The 21267-nt window shown below is 41.2% G+C and carries 21 protein-coding genes; 1 reads left to right on the top strand and 20 read right to left on the bottom strand.

The genetic code is table 11. The annotated features are described in order from the left end of the window. Window positions 1–30: 30 nt before the first annotated feature. The 7 genes from E3K36_02210 to E3K36_02180 all read right to left on the bottom strand — a co-directional run bounded on the left by E3K36_02210 (window position 31) and on the right by E3K36_02180 (window position 8462). On the bottom strand, window positions 31–1452 hold the full coding sequence (locus E3K36_02210; protein ID MCF6154068.1) for a tetratricopeptide repeat protein: 1422 nt from the start codon (window positions 1450–1452) through the stop codon (window positions 31–33). Between the two features lie 17 nt (window positions 1453–1469). Next, complete coding sequence (locus E3K36_02205) at window positions 1470–1991, bottom strand: PH domain-containing protein (protein MCF6154067.1); 522 nt, start codon at window positions 1989–1991, stop codon at window positions 1470–1472. A gap of 450 nt (window positions 1992–2441) precedes the next feature. Beyond that, window positions 2442–3116 (bottom strand): hypothetical protein, encoded by a 675-nt coding sequence (locus E3K36_02200; GenBank protein MCF6154066.1) that lies wholly within the window; start codon window positions 3114–3116, stop codon window positions 2442–2444. A gap of 422 nt (window positions 3117–3538) precedes the next feature. Further along, window positions 3539–4966, bottom strand: coding sequence for a sensor histidine kinase (locus tag E3K36_02195; GenBank protein ID MCF6154065.1), 1428 nt, complete (start codon window positions 4964–4966; stop codon window positions 3539–3541). Window positions 4967–4972: 6 nt separating this feature from the next. Then, window positions 4973–5656: a response regulator gene (locus E3K36_02190; GenBank protein MCF6154064.1), complete on the bottom strand. Its 684-nt coding sequence runs from the start codon at window positions 5654–5656 to the stop codon at window positions 4973–4975. A gap of 743 nt (window positions 5657–6399) precedes the next feature. Beyond that, window positions 6400–7740, bottom strand: a complete 1341-nt coding sequence (locus E3K36_02185) for an acetyl ornithine aminotransferase family protein (GenBank protein ID MCF6154063.1) — start codon at window positions 7738–7740, stop codon at window positions 6400–6402. A gap of 155 nt (window positions 7741–7895) precedes the next feature. Further along, the gene (locus E3K36_02180) at window positions 7896–8462 is read right to left on the bottom strand and encodes a hypothetical protein (GenBank protein MCF6154062.1); all 567 of its coding nucleotides are present in this window, start codon (window positions 8460–8462) and stop codon (window positions 7896–7898) included. A 132-nt stretch (window positions 8463–8594) separates the two neighbouring features. On the opposite strand from E3K36_02180, the gene E3K36_02175 reads away from it, so the two are divergent. Continuing rightward, entirely contained in the window at window positions 8595–9035 is a 441-nt protein-coding gene (locus E3K36_02175) for a tetratricopeptide repeat protein (GenBank protein ID MCF6154061.1), read from the top strand. Here E3K36_02175 and E3K36_02170 read toward each other — a convergent pair. The 13 genes from E3K36_02170 to E3K36_02110 all read right to left on the bottom strand — a co-directional run bounded on the left by E3K36_02170 (window position 9032) and on the right by E3K36_02110 (window position 21219). Further along, window positions 9032–9790, bottom strand: a complete 759-nt coding sequence (locus E3K36_02170; protein ID MCF6154060.1) for a type III pantothenate kinase — start codon at window positions 9788–9790, stop codon at window positions 9032–9034. The two genes, E3K36_02175 and E3K36_02170, sit on opposite strands and share 4 nt — an antisense overlap. Further along, a complete protein-coding gene (gene obgE, locus E3K36_02165) occupies window positions 9781–10809 on the bottom strand; it encodes a GTPase ObgE (protein ID MCF6154059.1) in 1029 nt (342 codons plus the stop codon). Before obgE ends, E3K36_02170 begins: the two co-directional genes overlap by 10 nt. Window positions 10810–10881: 72 nt before the next feature. Then, the gene (locus E3K36_02160; protein ID MCF6154058.1) at window positions 10882–11130 is read right to left on the bottom strand and encodes a 50S ribosomal protein L27; all 249 of its coding nucleotides are present in this window, start codon (window positions 11128–11130) and stop codon (window positions 10882–10884) included. 59 nt (window positions 11131–11189) lie between these two features. Beyond that, window positions 11190–11510 carry a 50S ribosomal protein L21 gene (gene rplU, locus E3K36_02155; GenBank protein MCF6154057.1) on the bottom strand — a complete coding sequence of 107 codons (321 nt, stop codon included), beginning with the start codon at window positions 11508–11510 and terminating at the stop codon, window positions 11190–11192. Window positions 11511–11540: 30 nt separating this feature from the next. Next, the gene (locus E3K36_02150) at window positions 11541–13061 is read right to left on the bottom strand and encodes an Rne/Rng family ribonuclease (protein ID MCF6154056.1); all 1521 of its coding nucleotides are present in this window, start codon (window positions 13059–13061) and stop codon (window positions 11541–11543) included. A 15-nt stretch (window positions 13062–13076) separates the two neighbouring features. Beyond that, on the bottom strand, window positions 13077–13703 hold the full coding sequence (locus E3K36_02145; protein ID MCF6154055.1) for a DUF2344 domain-containing protein: 627 nt from the start codon (window positions 13701–13703) through the stop codon (window positions 13077–13079). 80 nt (window positions 13704–13783) lie between these two features. Next, on the bottom strand, window positions 13784–15838 hold the full coding sequence (gene ptsP, locus E3K36_02140; protein ID MCF6154054.1) for a phosphoenolpyruvate--protein phosphotransferase: 2055 nt from the start codon (window positions 15836–15838) through the stop codon (window positions 13784–13786). 173 nt (window positions 15839–16011) lie between these two features. Further along, entirely contained in the window at window positions 16012–16482 is a 471-nt protein-coding gene (locus E3K36_02135; GenBank protein MCF6154053.1) for a PTS sugar transporter subunit IIA, read from the bottom strand. A 30-nt stretch (window positions 16483–16512) separates the two neighbouring features. Beyond that, on the bottom strand, window positions 16513–16914 hold the full coding sequence (gene raiA, locus E3K36_02130) for a ribosome-associated translation inhibitor RaiA (protein ID MCF6154052.1): 402 nt from the start codon (window positions 16912–16914) through the stop codon (window positions 16513–16515). A gap of 62 nt (window positions 16915–16976) precedes the next feature. Then, window positions 16977–17735 carry a ComF family protein gene (locus tag E3K36_02125; protein MCF6154051.1) on the bottom strand — a complete coding sequence of 253 codons (759 nt, stop codon included), beginning with the start codon at window positions 17733–17735 and terminating at the stop codon, window positions 16977–16979. Between the two features lie 69 nt (window positions 17736–17804). Then, window positions 17805–18878 (bottom strand): YjgP/YjgQ family permease, encoded by a 1074-nt coding sequence (locus tag E3K36_02120; protein MCF6154050.1) that lies wholly within the window; start codon window positions 18876–18878, stop codon window positions 17805–17807. 4 nt (window positions 18879–18882) lie between these two features. Beyond that, a complete protein-coding gene (gene folK / locus E3K36_02115) occupies window positions 18883–19362 on the bottom strand; it encodes a 2-amino-4-hydroxy-6-hydroxymethyldihydropteridine diphosphokinase (protein MCF6154049.1) in 480 nt (159 codons plus the stop codon). Window positions 19363–19374: 12 nt separating this feature from the next. Continuing rightward, window positions 19375–21219, bottom strand: a complete 1845-nt coding sequence (locus E3K36_02110) for a TIGR03960 family B12-binding radical SAM protein (protein MCF6154048.1) — start codon at window positions 21217–21219, stop codon at window positions 19375–19377. Window positions 21220–21267: the final 48 nt, after the last annotated feature.

Genomic DNA, 21267 nt, shown 5'->3' with positions numbered 1-21267 from the left:
ATGCAGGCAGGATAATCCTGAACCGAGAGCTTACTTTTGCTTTACCTTCTCAACCGGTTTGTTCTTAGCCATTCTTTCTTTCAATCGGTAGGCTTCTTCAATATTCTGTAATGCATCCTTACACTCAGGCGATATTTCTAGTGCCCGCTTATATTCAGCAATTGCATCATCGATCTGCCCCTCTTTTTGATAAATATCTGCAAGCTTCTGGTGAGCAGCAGCCAGCTTCGGATTGCGCTCAATTATTTTTTTCATGTCAGCAGAGGCATCGGGCAGTCTGCCATTTTCCAAATAAAGTACGCCACGATTGTAAAGCGCCGAAAGGTCGTTTGGAGTAAGCCTTAAAACTTCATTATATTCATTGATAGCTTCTGACTTCATTCCTTTTTGTGAGTAGATCACTCCCAAGTTAAAATGTGCGCCCGCATGGTTTTTGTTCAAAGACAGCGTTTTTTTGAATACAGAAACAGCCTCATCATAGGCCTTGTTTTTTGTATAGGCGACTCCCAGATTATTATAAGCTTCTCCAAAATCCGGACTGATTTCAATCGCTTTTTTGTATGTAGCAATTGCATCGTCAATCATTCCTTTATCGACGTATGCAGCACCAAGATTATTATACACTTCCTTAAAATCTTCTTTCTTTTGTAAGGCTTCTTTATACACCGCGATCGCTTCATCCTTTTTTCCCTGTAATGCGAGTGATACACCTTTATTGTTATAAAGCATGGCAAGCTTATTTTTTGCCTCTTTATGGTTGGGGTCTAGGGATAGCACCCTCTTATACGTGAGAATGGCGTTGTCAGGCGACCCATTTGATTCATATAAGGAGGCCAGATCAAAAAGCAGGGTCGTGTCTTTTGGGATGAAATTTGCTGCTTTTTCAAAAGAGGAAACAGCGTCTGATATTTGCCCTTTTTTCTTGTAAAGATATGCCATACTTTTATGGCTCTCTGCAAGATTCGGATTGATTTCAACGGCATTCTTGTAAGAGGAAATGGCATCATCAATCATCCCTGTATTGGCATAGGCATTCCCTAAATTATGAAATACTTCTGCATCCCGCGGATTTATAGCAATGGCTTTTTTGTATGACTTGATAGCATCATCAAAAAGCGCCTTTTTATTAAAAATATTCCCAAGGTTGTAATATGCCTCGGAATCATTAGGGTTAATTTCAAGAACTTTATTGAATTCACGGACAGCTTCATCGAAATGGGCATTTCTATAGTAAACAATGCCGAGATTGAAGTGCGCGTTAAGGTTGGAAGGCTCCTGGAGTATTATTTTTTGGTATTTTTTTATGATTTCTTTTTCGAGAATTCCATCTTCCGGAGATGCAGGTACTGCAAGTTTAAGGCACAAAAAGAAGGAGACACCGAACATACCAAAATAGAGGTATCTTATTGTATTGCCTCGTACAAGCCACTTTTTTTGTAAGTTTCTGCCCATGAAAAACCGCTAAAAAGTTATAATATCTTTCTCAATAAGGTACGTTTTTCATACTCTGAAACCTTTGCTTTATTGATAACTTCTTTTATTTTGTGGGGATTTTTTATACCCTTCCATACACTTTTAACGTCTTTCGTACTTATCGTAAGATTGCCAATCCTTAATCGTTTTTGCATTCTTCCCTGTTTGATCGAGATATTATTAATGTCATAGTAAGGTATTTCCTTAAATTTTCTTGAAAAAGAGCCTTTTCTAACCAAAACGCCCTGATACGTGATTACATATTTCGTTGTGCAAACTGATAGCATTTTATAAACAATGGAGAGGCCGCTGATTGACAATAGGCATAACCCCGTTATGGTGTTTGTACCAAACGAGGTAAAGGCGAGAAGAATAGAAACCGCAGAAATGGAAAACAATAGCCAGTGCTGCCGAACGCTGGGTTTGGAGGATTGAAGAATTTGGATTTCTGTGTTTTTGTTAAAAACAGGTTCCTTATTGAGAGTTTTCGCATCTGTTTCTATGGTTTTGACTGACATCAGCTAACCTTCAAAATATATTCCTGAAACCTTACCATACCATCGATCTGAAACAATGTCTTACCGGGTCCGTACCCGACGTTTAAAACGCACTCTATTTTGAATTATAGGTAAGGGGAGATGGTATGTCAAGGTAAATGCAGGTCAATCGTTGATGCTGGTGCATACCGGAAACACTTGGGAAAAACCTGTAGTGGCAGGCATAAACAGTCTACGGGATCTCAGAAGTTCTGTTGTTTCTCACCTCAGATTTTCCACCTTAATTCTGGATGAAGTGATACGCTACTCTTCCATGATTCTCGTATAGCATTTCAGTAAAGTGTATACATAAAAATTTCATTGCGAGGGGTGGAGAGACGAAGTAATCTTTTGTTCCTAAAAGGCTTAAGATTGCTTCGCTGTCACTCGCAATGACGATAACGTATAGAGACGCTTCCATGAAATGATATACTAGCAAAGTGGATAGAATGGTTTTATGTGGTGAAATATCCAGCTGCCAAAAAAAGCAAAACATAAGAGGGTTGCCCAGAAAGACTTTAAAAAGTCGGTATATTGGGTATTTTTTGTGTAAAATTCTATCCCTTTTACGGTTAGGGTAATGAGTGCGGGACTCATTAAAATATCGTTCGTGCCGGGAGGGGTAATATTGCCAATATAATTGATAAGTATACCAATTGTGGCGCTAACAACCAATGAAAGATACCGATTTCCTTTAACAAGGGTGATACAAAAGATCACTATTGAATGCGATGCTATGGATTGTACTACCGCAAAGACACTCCTGTAAAACTCATAAGAGGTAAGAAAGTAAGGAATGAGAAACATAAACAAGAGGGGATCATTTTTCGAATCTTTTCTATGTATCAGTAAGTAGAAAGAAATAGGGGCAATGAACTTAAGCACATCATTGTCGCTCCAATGACCAATATCGCCTAAAAAAATGCAGGCGACACCAAGAGCCGTAGACAGGAATAAAAGTACCACTTCCCTTGAATTCCAGCTTATAACCCACCGAACGAAGAGAAAAACTAATGCTGATTCGAATGCTGTGATACATTCTTTAAGCCAAAATACCTCGCCGTGGATATAAAGTAGGCCTTCAATAGTATCGAGTATAAGTTCCATGATAGTAAATCAAAAAGACATGACCGGAAAGGACATCACATTATTACACAGATTAACAATGCTAAGAAAAATCCCCGTTTAAAGGCCTACCTGAAAATAGGGATTACGGAAGGGTTACAATTCCAGATAGTTACGGTGTTGAAAGAACGCATTATTGTACTAACTATTTCAAAAATTTGAAATGAATTTTTTGCGCTTCAGGGGTTTTAGGCATCATACAATGCGGCGCAATTTCTGCAAATTGCTTGTATCTCCCCTCTACCGGTAGGACGAGCGCCCCGCTTGTCATTATGATGTCAACCGAGGACGGTTGATCTACCTCAGGGAATTTAAGGGGACACCTTGCCCTTTATAAAGGGTAGCAACTTAATTTTACTGAGATTTTTCAAAAAACTAAATTGTTATCAAAAGGATAATGTATCCTATGCAGTATATTTTGGCTGTTGCCGGGGTATTGTTATGATGAATTTACTTCCAACGTTTACCATACTTTCAACTTTAATGGACCCGTGATGAAGATGAACAATATGCTTGACGATGGAAAGTCCTAGCCCCGTTCCACCCATTTCCCGTGAACGGGCAGGGTCAACGCGGTAAAATCTCTCGAAAATACGCGGGATATGCTTTTGTGGAATGCCAATACCAGTGTCTGATATTTCAAACAGAATGGATTTATTGATGGGTTCGACCTTCAAACCAATTCGGCCACCTTCAGGGGTATATTTTATTGCATTGTCGAGTAAGTTGGTCAGCAACTGGCATAAGAGGTATTCATTTGTTTCTATTGCCGGTATGCGATGGGGTATATCCAGCTCAAGAATTTTGTTTTTCCCCGCACTGTGCTCTTTATACTGTGAAAAAATATTGTCTATACAAGGATGTATGTCCAATGTGTGAAGTTCTATCTTTAAATCATGGGATTCCAGCCTGGACAGTTCTAAAATATCCTTGATCAGATTGTCCAGTCTCTGTGTGTGTTTCATGATAATATTGAGAAATTCTTGTGTATCTTCGTACCGTAGTGCGTTATTTCCGAGTAATGTTTCCACATATCCCTTAATAGAGGCAAGGGGGGTCCGGAGTTCGTGGGATACATTAGCAACGAATTCCCTGCGGGTATTTTCCAGTTTCCGCAATTCGGTAATATCATGGAAAACCATGAGTATTCCATATGTATTTTTATCGATCTGTATTGGGGAAAGGTGTGTTTGCAGTAATTTTTTTTCGGGCGAAGGAATCTCGATTTCAGATGTTCTGGTTGTTTGAGTTTTGACTATTTCTCTGACCAGATTGCATAGCTTTTCATTTCTTATCTTTTCCCACAAATAGTCTTTATCCAAAACAACCTTTGATATGCCAAACATGGTTTTTGCAGCATTGTTAATGAGGATAATTCGTTCCTCTAAGTCTGTTGTAATAATGGCATCACTCATGTGGGCCATAATAGCGTCCAGTTTATTTTTGTCATCCAGGATCGTTTGCATCCTGGATTGAAGCTCGATGCCCATAGCATTAATTGCATTTGCAAGGTCTCCCATCTCACCTGAAGAAGCGATCTCTGCTTTTCGTGTAAAATTGCCGCGTGCAAAATTTTGTGCTATTCGGGTAATATTTAACAGGGGAGAGGTATTTATTCTCAAGAGAACAAAACCAATAACCAGAGTTATCACAAAGCTAAAGAGTGTATATAAAATAATTGTTTTACTATCTATCTCCAGACTTCCGGTCCAGGGATCCGAGTAACGCTCTTTTATGACCTTACTCATAAAATATCCTACGAGAGCCAAACTTAGGGATAAGAGGGCGACAAAACTGGTAAAAATCTTCCGGAATAACTTATTTTTAAACATTCCAAATTACTCCTTGAATTTGTAACCAATTCCCCGTATTGTGATTATATAGTTCGCGAAGGTTTTTAGTTTTTTTCTCAGGGAAGCGATATGTACATCAATCGTCCGGTCAATGACACATGTTTCAGAGCCAGAAACTGCATCGAGTAATTGATCTCGTGTAAATACACGTCCCGGCCTGCTGGTAAGTTGGTGAAGCAGCTTGAATTCTGTAAGGGTTAATGGAATGGGTTCATTCTTTATGGCCACCTCATGTTTATGCAAATCGATCGTAAGGCCGTCTATTTCAATATAATCTTTTGTTGTTACAGTACTCTGTGTTCGCCTGAGGACTGCCTGTACGCGTGCTACGAGTTCTTTCGGGCTGAAGGGCTTTGTCATATAATCGTCGGCGCCCAGTTTCAAACCCAGCGTTATATCGGCCTCTTCCCCTTTTGCTGTTAAAATAACAATGGCCGTATTAGCAAGCCCCCGGTCTGCCTTTAATTTTTTGCATACCCCCAGACCGTCAATCCCGGGTAGCATGAGGTCTAATATGACAAGTTCCGGCCGTTCTTTTCTGGCCAGGAACAACGCATCTTCACCATTATAAGCGCATAGTACTTTATAGCCGTCTTTTTCAAGGTGATACCGGATTAATTTTACAAGGTCTTGCTCATCATCTACAACAAGGATTTTTTCTTTTGACATGGGATTATTTCATAGGACAGCACAGCCGCAACCAAAGATAACCACCCCTCTTTCCCCTCTTTCGCAAAGAGGGGATGAAGGGGAGGTAAAAAACTTACACAAAAAGAAGTTTTTATATAGTAATACTATAAGTAACTGCCATCATGCCGCTACCTTGGAATGATGGCAAATAGGAAATTGTGGCATCACTCGACGGAATTTTTAACCAAGTCACTTAATACGGAAGCATAATAACCTCTGCTTTACTTCCTGGTTTAAAAGAAAGTGATTTAACCGTTACACTTTTATCTTTTTTGACATCAAGAAGTCTTTTTACCGCTTTCATTGTGGACTCTCCACGATAATAGCATAGTGCTTTAAAATCATATTTTACAGTTTTCTACTAAATAGCTTTTCTATATCTTCAATAGGATTGTTTAATATCGGTTCGTCAACTGCAAGAGACATAGTCTATAATCTCAAATTTCAAATCTGAAATTTCAAACGCTGTTTTGCAAAGAATCAGCCCATCCTCTGATCTGTCGTGAAATACTTTCCGCCAATGCATTCTCTCATCTTTTTGATTTCAAATTTCAAATTATTTTCTATTCTGCTCATCCATTTTCCGGATGTCTCAGGACAATATGATTTCATCGCCCTTTTGTGGGCCTACCTCCCTCACCACCGTTACCTTATTCCCCCCCTGCATCATGGAGTGTCAACAAAGATACAGGAGGCCTTTCCTGCCGTTTTTGTAACGTTTATCATTTCTTTTGCACGGTTTCTTTCAAACACTCTTCGAAAATCGACAACGCGATATCAGCGTCATCTTTCAAAAGGATCAAAGGAGGACAGAAGCGGATGGCGCTGCGTCCGCAGCCCAGTAATAAGAGCCCCTTTGAAAACGCCTTCTGGATGATACTATCCCGCTCTTCTGATGCATATGACTTGCTTTCTTTATCTTTCACAATCTCAATGGCAAGCATAAGTCCCAGGCCCCGGACATCACCAATGATGGAATAGGTGCGCTCTAATTTCCTTAACTCGTTTATCATATAAGCGCCCTGTTTGGCCGCATTATCTATAAGTCCATCCTCAAGGAGCCTGATGGTGGTAAGCGCAGCCTGACAACTGACGGGATTACCTCCAAATGTACTTGCATGACTGCCGGGTACCCAGTCCATGATTTCTTCTCGGGCAACCGTGGCAGACAAAGGAAGTCCTGATGCAATGCCTTTGGCAAGGGTAATAATATCAGGGACTATATTAAAGTGCTCACAGGCAAACATCTTGCCTGTGCGACCCATGCCTGATTGCACTTCATCTGCAACGTAAAGGATATTGTAGTCGCGTGTCAATTGATACAGTGCCTTGTGGAACTCTTTTGGAGGCACAACATATCCACCTTCTCCCTGGATAATTTCGACAAAGATCGCTGCCACATCTTCTGGCGGCACCTTTGTTTTAAATAGTTCTTCACGAATCCAGGTGACACAGGCCATATTGCATTTGTCGGGAGTTAGTCCGTAATGACATCGATAACAATATGCGTACGGAATATGAATAACCTCGGGAATGAGGGGGAGAAAGTGTTTGCGTTGGTTCAGTTTGCTCGCAGTAAGAGAAAGCGCCCCCATGGTCCTGCCGTGAAAGGCACTATAAAAGGCAATGACGATGGGACGTCTTGTATGGTAACGCGCTAATTTAAAGGCGGCTTCTACAGATTCTGCACCGGAGTTCCCGAAGAAGGCTTTTTTTGTATGAGCTCCCGGGCAAATTGCAGAAAGTTTTTCGGCCAATTCGATATGGAGTGGATTATAAAAATCTGCGCCGGACATGTGAATAAGGGCATTTGCCTGGGTGGTGATCGATGAAATGATCTGGTCGTGGTTGTGTCCGGTATTGCAAACCGCAACACCTGCGGTAAAATCAAGGAAGGTATTATTATCCACATCCGTGACAACCATGCCTTTTGCGCTTTTTACTACCAAGGGATAGCCTTTTGTTGAGGATAGCGAAACAAACTTTTTTTCCCTTTCCAGGTACTGAATTGCATTGGGTCCGGGGAGTTTGGTGCGGATGGAAGGATAATTTTTTATCGGCATAGGAAACCTTTCAGTATGTTGTCAAATATCTTTATTTATTTTTCATCTGTATTGTGCTTGATATCAATTCACCCAGGGTGGAGAAGAGATTTTTCACAACCTCTCTTTCGGGGAGAGGTATTTTCAGATAGGCCTTTCCTGTTTTTTCATGGTAATTAGTTTTTCTTCTGACAATAATATTTGTACACTAAATCAGCAAATGCCTCCAGCGCATATGAACCTTTTCCAAGATCTGAAAGGCATCTCCTAAATTCACGGAGATTTTTAAAATTTTCTGACATATACTGGGCGACGAATGTTTCGGCGGATATGAAATTGAGCTCCGGACCCTTGTCGTCGGGACTTTGGTAAAGTTTATATGCCACGATGTCCGTGATCATTTTTACGTTGACATCTTTTACTTTTGAAATCATATTCTTGACGATGTCGAAGCTTAAAAGCTGCTTATCCTGATAATAGTTATATACCGTATCGGCAAAATCATTAATCGATTTCATCCCCTTATCACGTTGAGATAAGTGGGTTTTCAATGAATCTAAATCCTTAAATTTTTCGGATATATATTGGGCGACCGCCTCGGTCGCAGCGAGATAATTTGCCTCCGGGCCCATATTTTCCGGGCTTTCATATATTTTATACGCTATAATATCGGCAATCGTTTTCAGTGAGATGTCTTCCTTGCTGTGGATTTTGCTTTTTATGAGTTCTTTATCGATGGGCATTGTTTGCTCCTCCGTTCCGTCAATGAAACAAAATAAAAATATATATACTGAGACTTGACAACCGCATATTTTATACATATATTTATTCAAGAGCAACAATTATAAACAATAATAATAATAAATAAGCATACAATGAAAACTGAAACGAAAAACAGATTTCTCGACTCAATTACACTGCCGAATTATGAATTTACCATTAACTCGCCTGAATTTAAAAAAGAAGGGGAGGAATTTACTATTTGGTTTCTTGAAGGTATCCTTGAAAGAAATCCAGATTATGTTGATTGTCTTCTGTATTTAGGCAATGCGTATACGGCGCATGGTATGTATGAAAAAGGGCTTTCGGTAGACCTGAAGCTAAGTCGCCTGAGACCAAACGATCCTCTGGTCCACTATAATCTTGCCTGTAGTTATGCGTTGCTGAAAAATATTGATGCCGCATTTGAAGCCCTGGAAAAGGCGATTGCGCTAGGTTATAAGGATATCTATCATCTGGAACGGGATAAAGATCTGGCTTATCTAAGAGAAGATGCTCGGTATCAAAAATTGATTGAGAAAATCAAAAAACATTAATGTGATATGTGTAAAGCATGCGTTGTTTTATACGTGATTCTGATTCCCTCTAACGTCAGATAAGGTAATACTGTAGTAATGAGAGGAATTTCCTGCGCCAGCATCTGTGCATTTCCTCCGGTTGCTATTACAGTTGGTTGGCATTCCAGTTCATCGCGAATCATTTCTATAAGCTGTTTTACCATCCCGATAGTTCCCCAATAAATGCCAGAATTTATCGCATCTTCTGTGTTTTTCCCGAGGACATTCCTTGGTTTCCTGACGGATATCTGTGGTAAAAATGCTGTATCGCGGTGAAGCGCCCTTGAGGAAGCGTCCATCCCTGGCGCAATAATCCCCCCCAGGAAAGCCCCTTTGTTGCTTATCCCGTCAATCGTTATTGCGGTGCCCGCATCAACAACGATCGTCCAGTTTTTTGTCCGTTCAAATGCGGCAATCGCATTTACCAACCGGTCTACGCCCACCTTTTCTGGATGTTCTGTCAGAACCGGGATAGGGATTGGGATGTCTTTCCCAATAATTTGTGGTTTTACTGGGAGATGATTCCGGATAGTTTCAATGACGAATGCTTCTGCCTTTGGATTGACAGATGCGATGACAGCTTGTGCTTTGCTTAAGACGGCAGGATTAAGAATTTTTGTAAAATTTGTCTGGGACGAGCACGCACCTTTTATGGTATGGACAGACAGTAAGTTGTCTCCTTCGAATATCCCAACGTGAATATTTGTATTACCAATGTCGATTGCTAACAACATACAGCTTGGTTTATATTGGCCTGGATCTCGCTTAATGCACTTACAATCATATTTATCAGTGTGCCTATGTTCTTGCCCGTGACCATAGAGACGGGACAGACCGGTTTGGATATTTTTTCTTCCAAATTTTGAATACACTTGATACCAGTCTCTGCGTCTAAAAGATCCATTTTATTTGCAATGACAATTTCGGGTTTTTCAGCAAGGCTGGGGTTGTATTGTATTAATTCGTTCCGAACAATATAATATGCGTCTGCAGGATTTGGACCCGCAACGGGTGAAACATCCAAAAGATGGACTAATAGTTTTGTCCTTTCGATATGACGGAGAAATTCATCCCCGAGCCCTGTCCCTTTATGTGCCCCTTCAATGAGTCCGGGTATATCGGCAACAACGAATCTTCGGTAATTCTCTACCTCCACGATCCCTAATTGAGGTTGCAGCGTGGTGAACGGATAATCAGCAATTTTAGGTCTGGCAGCCGATAACCGGGAGAGTAGTGTTGATTTTCCTGCATTGGGCATTCCAATAAGACCGACATCCGCAAGTAATTTCAGTTCGAGGGACAGCCATCGTTCTTCCCCTTGTTTACCCTTTTCTGCATGGCGTGGAACCTGATTGGTAGAAGTTGCAAAATGTTTGTTTCCTCTTCCTCCCCTACCTCCTCGGGCAATAACAATGCTTTCCCCTCCGATACTCATATCTTTCAAAATACGTCCGCTTTCTCTATCTTTAATTATCGTGCCTCTGGGTAATTCTATAATAAGGTCTTTACCATCTTTGCCTTTTTTATTAGAACCCTTTCCATGTGCCCCGCTCCCTGCAATATGTTTTACGCGGGAGGTGAGGTCAAGTAATGTATCTATTTTCGTGCTGACATGAAGTATAACGTCTCCCCCTTTGCCCCCGTCCCCTCCGTCGGGCCCTCCATGGGGGACGTATTTCTCCCTTCGGAAACTCACACAACCGTTTCCCCCGCTACCCCCCTTTACAAATATAACAGCTTCGTCAACAAACATACTTTAGAAAAGATAAAGGGTGCACATCAGGGCACCCTATTATGAAAACACATTCATTGTATTAAGAGATGATTAATTTGGTTTTGAATAGACGCTCACGCGGTGTCTTGTTTCAAATTTTACCGTACCGTCTATCTTGGAAAAAAGCGTATCGTCTCTTCCAATACCAACATTCATTCCGGGTTTGAACTTTGTTCCACACTGGCGGACGATTATAGAGCCAGCAGTAACAAATTGCCCGCCGAATCTTTTTACGCCCCGCATTTGCGGATTACTGTCTCTTCCGTTCTTTGAGGAACCTTGTCCTTTTTTATGTGCCATGTTACTCCCTCCGTTTTGAAATTATGTAAATAATTGACAAAATACCGGCAAAATTTGATTTACCCACAGATGATTTCTTTAATTTTTATCCGGGTATATTTTTCCCGGTGTCCTCTCCTGGTCATTGATTCCTTCCTCCTGCGGAATTTTATGGTCATAGACTTTACACCCTTTTTTATGCCTTCAACTTCTGCAATAACTTTTGCATTTTTATTAGCTGCCGCCCCAAAGGTCGTGTTCCCTTCTTCATTTGAACACACTAATACATCATCAAATTCCAGAATTTGCCCGATTTGGGTATCGGCTTTCAGGTCGATGAGATGATGCTCACCAGCCCTTACCTTGTATTGTTTCCCTCTGTCGTTTACTATTGCGTACATTTGTTCATTTCTCCTTTCCCGGTTAAAAAATTATATGGTAACAAGCTCATCTTTCTGATTGAAATAACGAATATCTATTTTACCGTACTCATGATTCGTTGTGCTAAAAATATGTATCTTTTTATTGTAGGATTCTTCGATTTCTATCATTTGTTTCCTTTTCTGATTTTGCAAATAATTTGCGACCTCATGGTTCGCAATGATTTCAATTCTGGCAATCTGAGGCGAATGGATAGCAAACTTCAGGTCTCTCATGGCATTTAAACAAAGGCTTTCAACCGTTTTGGCATATCCGGTGCCGCCGCAAAGCTTACATTCCTCAAAAAGGACATCCCGCAGACTCGACCGGATCCTTTGACGGGTAAGTTCAATGGTGCCAAATTTTGACATCTTCAGCATCTTTGTCCGCGCCTTGTCCCTTTTCAGGGCATCAGCGACAACCTTTTCGATAGCATGATTGTGCGATTCCGTCCTCATGTCAATAAAGTCAATTACAATTACACCACCCAGGTCTCTTAATCGTATCTGACGCGCAATTTCCCTTGCAGCTTTGAGGTTGGTCTTAAAGGCCGTTTCCTCCGGGTCGCTCTCTTCTTTAAATTTGCCACTATTGACATCAATTGCAACAAGCGCCTCGGTCTGTTCAATCACGATTGAGCCCCCGCGAGGCAAGCGGATTTTGTTACAGTTTATCTCCTCAATTTCTTTTTCAATATTATATTTGTGAAATAATGGCTTATCCTCACTGTAGAGGGTCAAATGTCTTTCATATTTAGGCATAATCATACGGAGGAAATCACGTGTTCTTTCGTGGACGGCTTCCGTGTCTACGATGATTTCCTGTATATCAGGTGAAAATATATCTCTGATAGCCCGAATTACCAGATCACTTTCCTGATAAATAGTTGCCGGGGTACTGACGCTTTTTGATCGTTTCTCAATGTTTTTCCAAAGTTTTAACAGATAATGAAAATCCTTATGAATCTCTTTTTTAGTCTGTTGTGCCCCTGCCGTTCGTATGATGAAACCGATATTGTGGGGAGGATTTAATCCCTCGAGTATTTTTTTTAACCTTTGCCGTTCTTCTTCACTCGCAATTTTTCTGGAAACTCCATGGCGGGGCACGTCCGGCATTAAGACCAGGTACCTTCCCGGCAGGCTGATATATGTTGTTAAACTAGGGCCCTTTGTGCCAATACTTTCTTTTGTCACCTGAACCAGCACTTCTTGTCCTTGATGCAAAATATCTCTTATCTTACGGAATACCCGATGAGGTCTGGTATGGGTATCAGCATCTGATGCATGGCTCCCGTTTTCGGTGGGAATTAAAATGTCCGATGCATGGAGAAATCCATTTTTTTTGAGTCCGATATCAACAAAAGCCGCTTCAATACTGGGCTCAACGTTAACTACCCTTCCCTTGTAAATATTGCCTGCAATTTGTTCCCGAGAACTCCTTTCAATGTAAAGTTCTTCTAAAATATTATTTTCTAAGATGGCAATGCGGCATTCTTCAGGTTCAACTGCATTAATAAGCATCCTCTTATTCATGATCATTTCCCTTTGCTAGGCAGAAGAAGATAGGTTGACCTTTATTCTCGTAATTTCAAAGAGCTCTTTTTTCCCGTTTTCACATAAGGAATGGATTACCTCTTCTGGTCTCGCCATGCCTTCTGATTCCATTTTTATCGACAAAATTAAACCGTTGGGCTTTACCGTGATTTCCTGAATAGAAGGTCGAATATCAAAAGGTTTTGAATATCCATCCTTTATACGATTTACAATAATGGACGATCGTTGTAAAAATTCGCTGATCTTTCCTGTTGTGAAAAGGCCCGGATCTTTAAAAATAACCTCATACAGTACATCACAAACAGAACCCCTTTGGCAGTATGGTATAGCTTCCCCTGAAAGAATCTGAATTTCCTTTGGCAGCTGCTGACCTAAACGTTCGGCCAAAATTTCAGGAGGCATCGATTCGGGCAATTCTAGTTCCAAAACTTCATCTTTGCCGGCTATTCCAACACTCAATGCTATGGGGATAGACAATTTCGGGTGAGGGTTGAAACCCTTGGACATCGCGATAGGTATGTTAGCCCTTCTAATAGCCCGTTCAAAGACCTTCATCAAATCGTGATGAGAGATAAAGCGAATATCGCCTACTTTAGTAAATCGAATACGTATCTTTGCTATAGTTAATCAACCGTTAAAAAACTTCAAATGTAACAATTTAAAATACTTATGCAAAATTTTAATCATGCAGTTTCTTGCTGTCAAGGATATTTTCGTCCCTCAAAAATCTCCGGAAATATGTCAATAGCAATATTTCTGAGATAGTTAATTGTTTTTTCTGGATCGTCAAAGCGGTAAGCCGTTTCTGCTATCTCTTTTGCCTTTTCAAAAGTAATCGAACGGACAATTTTTTTTATTTCCGGTATAATCGTTGCCGGAGCTACACTAAACTCGGTAAGTCCCAACCCGATAAGGGGAGCAGTATATTCAATCTCACTTCCCATTTGCCCACATATTCCAACCGGTATGTTATTTTCTTCTGCCGCTGTTATTGCAAGTTTTAAAAGTCTTAAGATGGCAGGATGCACGGGGCAATATAAATACGCCACCCGTTCATTATTTCTATCAACGGCCAAAGAGTATTGGATGAGATCATTGGTACCGATACTGAAGAAATCACACTCCTTTGCTAATGTATCTGCAATCATGACAGACGAAGGGACTTCGAGCATAATTCCCATATCAATGTTTTTGTTAAAAGGAATATTTTCTTTGTCTAATTCTTCCATAGTTTCCCAAACCATTTGTTTTGCGCGCCGCAACTCCTGAAGAGAAGAGATAAGGGGAAACAATATTTTCACATTACCCAGCGCTGAAGCCCTTAAAATAGCTCTGAGCTGTATCTTAAATATGGATGGATTTTCGAAGCAGTACCGTATGGAACGACATCCCAGGAAAGGGTTCCCTTCTTTCCGGTCATCCAAATAATCAAATTTGTCAGCGCCAAGATCAAGTGTTCGAATGATAATGGGCTTATCCTTCAATTCTCGTACGACAGCAGTGTATGCCTCGAGATGTTCCTCTTCTGTTGGGGGGCTGGATGCGCCTAAATAGAGAAATTCCGTTCTATAAAGGCCAATTCCCTCGGCGCCGTATTTTACGTTCAGACTGGTCTCTTTTGGGAATTCGATATTACCGTAAATAGAAATATGTTTGCCATCCCGCGTGGTTGAGGGTTGATCCTTAAGCTCAGTGGCTAATTTCTCTTCAAAGACATGGATGCTCTTGACTTTGCTTTGGTACGTTGCCAGGGTTTCAGCATCGGGTCTAACAATAACAATGCCACTACTACCATCTACAATTACCGTATCGCCCCCAAAGACGTCTGTGGTGATTGTGCCGAGCCCTACCACAGCCGGAATGCCTAGCGCACGGGCAACGATTGCGGTGTGAGAGGTCCTCCCGCCCACATCAGTGGCAAATCCTTTAACTTTTTCCGTATCGAGTGAAGCCGTTTGAGAAGGGGTAAGGTCGTGTGCTACCAATACCACTTCTTCGGCAAGATTTTTCAGTTCTTCTCTCTTTTCACCCAATAAATTTCTTAAAAGTCGTCGTTCAATATCAAAGATATCGGTCACTCTTTCTGCAAGATAAGAGTCGTGAACGTCCTGAAATTTTCTGATGTAAACACGCAAGGACAGGGATACGGCAAATTCAGGGGTAAAGTTGGTTTTCTTTATTTTTTCAATAATTTCATTTTTTAAACGGACATCCTGTAATACCATTCGGTGCGTACCAAAGATCGACCCTATTTCAGAACCTAAATTTTCAGAAACCCTTTGCTCTAAATCATGTATTTCCTTTTTTGAATCTTCGATGGCCTTTTCGAGTCTGCGGATTTCGCCCTCGACCTCCTCTATCCTTATAATATGGCGGGGAATGCGGTATCCTTCGCTTTCGAACATGAAGGCCTCACGGATAACCACCCCCGGAGAGACAGCGATCCCTTTTCTAATTTCCATAAATTCTTCTTCAAATTTGCTTTTAACTAACCCCTCCAGAGCATCCAGCGCCTCTGCTGCATCGGGTCCTTTTGCGATAATAATTATTTCTGTGCCGTTCTCCGCACCAAGGGTTAGAAGTTCAATAATGCTTTTGCCATCGACCTCTTTACTCTTTGTTCTAATACGGATTTCCGAAGTATATTTATTGGCAATTTCCGCAAATTTTGTGGCAGGCCGCGCGTGCATCCCGTTGGAATTTGAGATTTTTACTTTTCGCTCTAATAATGTGGAATTTTTAACGTGAATATCCATAGCGTGAATATTATGCTGAAAAACAGCTCTCTTTGAAAGTCTTTTATAATTTATGCGGTTTGCTCGTTTAAGTTACCGATAAACTGCTGATAGTAGGCAGGAGGTGAAATTTCCATTACCAATCGCCTTCTGCATCTTTTTAAGGCAGAAGAACCCGCACTTTACAATAGAAACTAAACCTGGATCCCATCGACCTCGTGCAATATTTCAATCATTCCCGTTTTGCCATTAGCTTCGCGCATAAATCGGCGGAAATCATTATCTCTTATAACGGTAGATATTCTTTCTAGTGCGGCAAGGTGTGACCCTGCAGAATCGTTTGGGGAAAGCAGGAGAAAGAAGAGATGGACAGGTTCACCATCCAGGGCATTAAAGTCAACGCCATGCGTTGACCGTGCAATCGTCCCCATAATTTTTTTTACGGAATCATGTTTTGTATGAGGAACAGCGACACCCTTCCCTATACCAGTACTCCCCAATTCCTCCCTTTTCATAAGAGATTTAATGATATTTTCAACATCCTTATCATTGATTTTTTCTGCATCCTTAAGGGAGCACACCATCTCCCGAATTACAGCCTCTTTTTCCGCGGCTTTGATTTCCGTAATAATAGCATCTTCCACGATAAAATCAGTTAATTTCATGCTATAAAACTCCTCCGATCAAATTGTTTTTCATTCTGTTTCCGGTATACCTTCCAAACCTTCCATGTCAGCAGTCGCAGGCTTTTTTCTGCGGACAATCCTGGATTGGATTTTACCCTTATGCTTTTTCAGCTGGGCCTCGATCTTATCCACCACGAGGTCAATTGCCCGATACATGTCAGAATTCGATACCTCTGCAACAAGTGTAGGTCCCCTTGAAACCGAAACAATCATTTCGACAATATGACCATTGTCCCCCCCAATATCCAAGGTAATCTGTATCTGAAGAATCCGTCTAAAAAATTTCTTTATTTTATCTGCTTTTTGCAGGGCATAATTTTTAATAGCTTCCGTTATGTTTAAATGCCTTGCAACGATTGTAATATTATCCAAGGGAGATTCCTTTCGTGAAAAAGGTGAAAGTCTCTTAATACACTCGAATAAATAATTTTACCCCTTAAAAAATTATCAGTCAAGGAAATTAAGATTGTATATTAATCATAATGCCTCGCCGTTGCCAGGATGAGCAAATGAACAGCCCCGGCACCTGCTTCTTTTAACTTTTTGGAACACTCAGATGCAGTTACTCCGGTGGTTAATACATCATCAACAAGCAGCACCTTTTTCCCCTTAAACGACTCAGGGTGGTTAACAAAAAATGCATTGTGGATATTTATCTGTCGTTGGTTTTTTGATAGTTGTGTCTGTGACGCTGTTTTTTTAATGCGGCAGAGATTGTTTATTGCTATAGGTTTTGAAAAATGTCTTTGAATTCCCTGTGACAAGAGCTCGGATTGGTTGAAACCCCGAAGCATTTTCTTTAACCAATGAAGAGGCACTGGTACAATGACATCAATATCCGGAATGGCCTCTTTCAATCTTTCATTGGTTATCAAGATATCGTTCAACAAACAGGCTAAAAATTTTTGCCGGGCGTATTTAAACTTATGGATCAATGTTTTCATAACGTCGTCGTAATAAGTAGCAGAGATAATGGTGTTAAAGGGGAGGTATTTCCCTTTGCATGCCGCGCAACCTTCTTTTACCCCGGACGTAATATGGGGTCCCAGGCTAGCTCCGCATCGAATACAACAAGAATGGTTGACGTAGGGGATTTCTCTTTTACAACTCTCACAAAGATAACGTTCGTACGAATCATTTAACTTGCGGTTACAATGCAAACAGGCTCGGGGATAAAAAAGGTCTAAGAAGGCATGGATGTATTCACTTATGGCCATCATGCATTCTCCCATTTGCCATATCAGAAGTCAGAAAATAATACCCTTGTGAGGACGAACGACCGCTTGCCTCTCTCTTATATACTACATTTGCATCATATCAAAAAACAATAATCCGACAGATCCAAAAATAACTATGGGCAACCACGCCGCCAATATGGGATGGATCATTCCTGTGTTGCCGAGGTTGGAACAGACAAATGACATTGCATAAAAAATGCCGCAGATCAGGACACACAGACCAACACGCAAAAATAAATTTCTGCTTAATCTTTCAAACCCGACAACGATGGGTATGCCAAGCAGGAGCAACACAAAGTGCGTAAGGGTATAGGCAATCCTGGAATGAAACAATACCCTGTTTCTCGGGTTATCAGGTTCGCTTTTACAGAGTTCCTTTAATTGCTCAAAATTTAACAGGCTGGGATCCAGCTTTATTTTGCCAAGATCCGCGGGTGTTATGGCGGACACAAATTCCATGCTGTCAATTTGTTGTATGGGCGCAACCCACTTTCCCCGTTCATCATAAACATGTTTTACGACTTTGGTAAGTAGCCATGTATTCTTTCCCAGCCATCTGCCTTCATCAGCACTGATGGTAAATTTCTTTCTTCTGTTTTCATATCGCGCAAGGACAAATACCGACTGCATGTTTTGTGTTTTGTTGTTATATTTCCAAATACGAATTAAGGCATTATTTTCCTTATCATCTAAAAGAATGTTTTTCTGGATATTATCACTAAACGAGTTTTGCCGTAAGGTTTCTAACTTTTCTGCAAATTTTGGTATAAGCCACTCCTGGTCGCCAAAAGAAGCAAAGGACATAAATACGGTAATGACGAAGATAGGGAGCAATACCCTGTAAAGTGAGATTCCGGCGACCTGCATAGCCAGGATCTCCCGGTTTTTCGAGAGCCGTACAAGGACAATACTTACCGCTATTAAAATGATGGCAGGAAAAAACTGAAAGACAATCACAGGAAAGAGATACGTATAGTAACGTGTTCCTGTGCCGAAGGCATCTCCTCCCATCTCCACAAATTCACCCAGTTTTTGAAGCAGGTCAATAACAATGTATATTCCTGAAATAATGAGGAGGCACATGAAGAATGTAGGAATAAAGGCCTTCAATATGTAATTGTCGAGTCTTGAGAACATGCTGTTATGTCGTAACCGGTAACGAAGCCCGGAGTTCTTTATATAATTGAAGAATGGTTTTTTTAAAAACGGGATGAACGACGTTGGGAGCAATTTCAACGAATGGTTCCAAAACAAACAACCGAGTGTGTATCAAGGGATGAGGTATTTTCAGTTGCCGGTCATCAACAGTTTTATCACCATAAAGCAGGATATCAATATCAATATTCCTGGGACCCCATTTTACCGAACGGACTCTGCCCATAAGTGCTTCGATGCGTTGAAACCGTTCGAGTAATTGATGGGGAGACATTACCGTCTCCACGATGAGAACGGCATTCAAAAACATCGGCTGGGATGGTCCGCCTACGGGTGCTGTTTCATAAAATCGCGAAAGTTTTAAAGGCTGTATACCCTTTGTAGTAATAATATGGTCGTAAGCGGAGAACAGATTCCGTGCCCTATCTCCCACATTTGAGCCCAGGCCAATAGAAACAGGTACCATAATTAATATTTCCTAAACCGTACAAAAATTCCTCGAACGCGCACAGCTCCCGCATTCAGGACATTCAGCAGTACGGCAATCAGGAGTAATTTCCTCAGAGAAGGATCTTTGCCTTTCCTGCATAAGGAATGGCTTTACAACACCACAGCTGATATGGTCCCAGGGGAAGACCTCATCGTCGTTTCTCTGGCGGTGGACATAAAAGGTCCAGTCAACCCCCGCCTTTTGAAATGCATCCATCCATCTTTGAAAATGGAAATGTTCTTCCCATGCGTCAAATTTGCATCCATCCTGCCATGCCTGATAAATAACCTTTCCCAACCTTCGGTCCCCACGGGCAAATATCCCTTCTAAAATGCTGCGTTCTGCACTGTGAAACTTGATATGAATGCATTTTCGCCGAACCCGATCAAATAATCGGTTTCTTACCTCTTTTATCCGCTGGAGGGTAACCATGGGGTGCCATTGGAAAGGGGTATGCGCCTTGGGTACAAAGGGCGCTATACTGATATTCACTTGTCCGAAAGAACCACTCATATTCTTTTTCAAGTCAGAGATGTTGTAGGCAAGTCTTGCAATGGCATCGATATCGTCGTCTGTTTCTGTAGGGAGTCCAACCATAAAATAGAGTTTCACCAAATTCCAGCCTTGTTTAAACGCTTCCTCGATACCCGCATAGAGGTCCTCGTCGGTGATATTTTTGTTAATAATCTTTCTCAGCGTTTGCGTTCCCGCCTCAGGTGCAAGGGTAAGTCCTGACTTGCGAACGGTATTGAGCAGAGAAGGCAAAAAGACAAGTTGTTCGTTTATCCGTAAGGACGGAAAAGAGATGTTTACATACCGCGGACGGAAAATATGGTTCATCCGGTCCATTAACTGTTTTAAGAACGGATAGTCACTAATAGAAAGGGATGCAAGGGATATTTCATTATGCCCGGTATTGGTATAGCAGCGTTCCGCAAGGTATAAAATGTTTTCTACGGTACGGGGCCGGGTAGGCCGTTTACTCATGCCAGCCTGACAAAACCTGCACCCCTGTGTACAGCCGCGCATAACCTCAATAGTGACACGGTCGTGAATAGTTTTTACATGCGGCACAATCGGCCTGGTTGGAAAATAGGTCTTGTTGAGATCCTTTACCGAGGCGGATCGTATGAGCGACGGAAGACCAGATACCCTTGGATGTATCGCTTTTACCGTATTATCCTGACGGTAAGAGACTTCATAGAAGGATGGTGCATAGGCATTCCTCAGGGTTTGAGCTATGGAAACAACCTTTTCTTTGCGGGGGAGTTTTCTCTGCTTCATGTCCTTAACTAATTCAATGAGTTGAGGCAGGCTTTCCTCCCCGTCCCCCACAAGAAATATATCGATAAAATCTGCTAATGGCTCAGGAGAAATGGCCGCAGGACCACCGGCAATGATAAGAGGGTCTGTTTCGTTGCGTTCAGATGCCATGACAGGAATCCCTGAGAGATCCAGCATATTCAGGACATTGGTATACGATAGTTCATATTGGAGAGAGAAACCTATTATGTCGAATTCTTTCAAAGGGGTATAAGTTTCAAGGGAAAAGAGAGGAATCTTCTGTTTTCTGAGAAGTGATTCCATGTCATCCAGGGGGGCAAATACCCTTTCACAAACAGTGTCCGTTCGTTCGTTGAGCAATCCGTAAAGAATCTGGATACCAAGATGAGACATACCTATACTATAGGTATCAGGAAATGCCAATGCGATTTTTATATCAATATCGTCATGGTTCTTAACAACTGAGTTCCATTCTCCACCGATATATTGCCCGGGCATTTCCACCATGGGTAGTATGTGTTCTGTTACGAACAATTTTAAGGCATTCATGTTTTAATAATAATATGAAATCTGATATTAAGCAAGCGTTGTTTCGTT

It is taken from the genome of Candidatus Brocadia sp. (assembly GCA_021646415.1).
Lineage (GTDB): Bacteria > Planctomycetota > Brocadiia > Brocadiales > Brocadiaceae > Brocadia.
This window is presented reverse-complemented; position numbering and strand designations above follow the sequence as displayed.

Excerpts from the sequence above, each read along its gene's own strand:
- E3K36_02150 (MCF6154056.1), bottom strand. The coding sequence starts at position 13,061 with ATGAATAAGAGGATGCTTATTAATGCAGTTGAACCTGAAGAATGCCGC.
- E3K36_02210 (MCF6154068.1), bottom strand. The coding sequence starts at position 1,452 with ATGGGCAGAAACTTACAAAAAAAGTGGCTTGTACGAGGCAATACAATA.
- obgE (MCF6154059.1), bottom strand. The coding sequence starts at position 10,809 with ATGTTTGTTGACGAAGCTGTTATATTTGTAAAGGGGGGTAGCGGGGGA.
- folK (MCF6154049.1), bottom strand. The coding sequence starts at position 19,362 with ATGGTACCTGTTTCTATTGGCCTGGGCTCAAATGTGGGAGATAGGGCA.
- E3K36_02170 (MCF6154060.1), bottom strand. The coding sequence starts at position 9,790 with ATGTTGTTAGCAATCGACATTGGTAATACAAATATTCACGTTGGGATA.
- rplU (MCF6154057.1), bottom strand. The coding sequence starts at position 11,510 with ATGTACGCAATAGTAAACGACAGAGGGAAACAATACAAGGTAAGGGCT.
- E3K36_02195 (MCF6154065.1), bottom strand. The coding sequence starts at position 4,966 with ATGTTTAAAAATAAGTTATTCCGGAAGATTTTTACCAGTTTTGTCGCC.
- E3K36_02185 (MCF6154063.1), bottom strand. The coding sequence starts at position 7,740 with ATGCCGATAAAAAATTATCCTTCCATCCGCACCAAACTCCCCGGACCC.
- E3K36_02110 (MCF6154048.1), bottom strand. The coding sequence starts at position 21,219 with ATGAATGCCTTAAAATTGTTCGTAACAGAACACATACTACCCATGGTG.
- E3K36_02200 (MCF6154066.1), bottom strand. The coding sequence starts at position 3,116 with ATGGAACTTATACTCGATACTATTGAAGGCCTACTTTATATCCACGGC.
- E3K36_02120 (MCF6154050.1), bottom strand. The coding sequence starts at position 18,878 with ATGTTCTCAAGACTCGACAATTACATATTGAAGGCCTTTATTCCTACA.
- E3K36_02135 (MCF6154053.1), bottom strand. The coding sequence starts at position 16,482 with ATGAAATTAACTGATTTTATCGTGGAAGATGCTATTATTACGGAAATC.
- E3K36_02180 (MCF6154062.1), bottom strand. The coding sequence starts at position 8,462 with ATGCCCATCGATAAAGAACTCATAAAAAGCAAAATCCACAGCAAGGAA.
- E3K36_02160 (MCF6154058.1), bottom strand. The coding sequence starts at position 11,130 with ATGGCACATAAAAAAGGACAAGGTTCCTCAAAGAACGGAAGAGACAGT.
- E3K36_02205 (MCF6154067.1), bottom strand. The coding sequence starts at position 1,991 with ATGTCAGTCAAAACCATAGAAACAGATGCGAAAACTCTCAATAAGGAA.
- E3K36_02175 (MCF6154061.1), top strand. The coding sequence starts at position 8,595 with ATGAAAACTGAAACGAAAAACAGATTTCTCGACTCAATTACACTGCCG.
- E3K36_02125 (MCF6154051.1), bottom strand. The coding sequence starts at position 17,735 with ATGGGAGAATGCATGATGGCCATAAGTGAATACATCCATGCCTTCTTA.
- ptsP (MCF6154054.1), bottom strand. The coding sequence starts at position 15,838 with ATGGATATTCACGTTAAAAATTCCACATTATTAGAGCGAAAAGTAAAA.
- E3K36_02190 (MCF6154064.1), bottom strand. The coding sequence starts at position 5,656 with ATGTCAAAAGAAAAAATCCTTGTTGTAGATGATGAGCAAGACCTTGTA.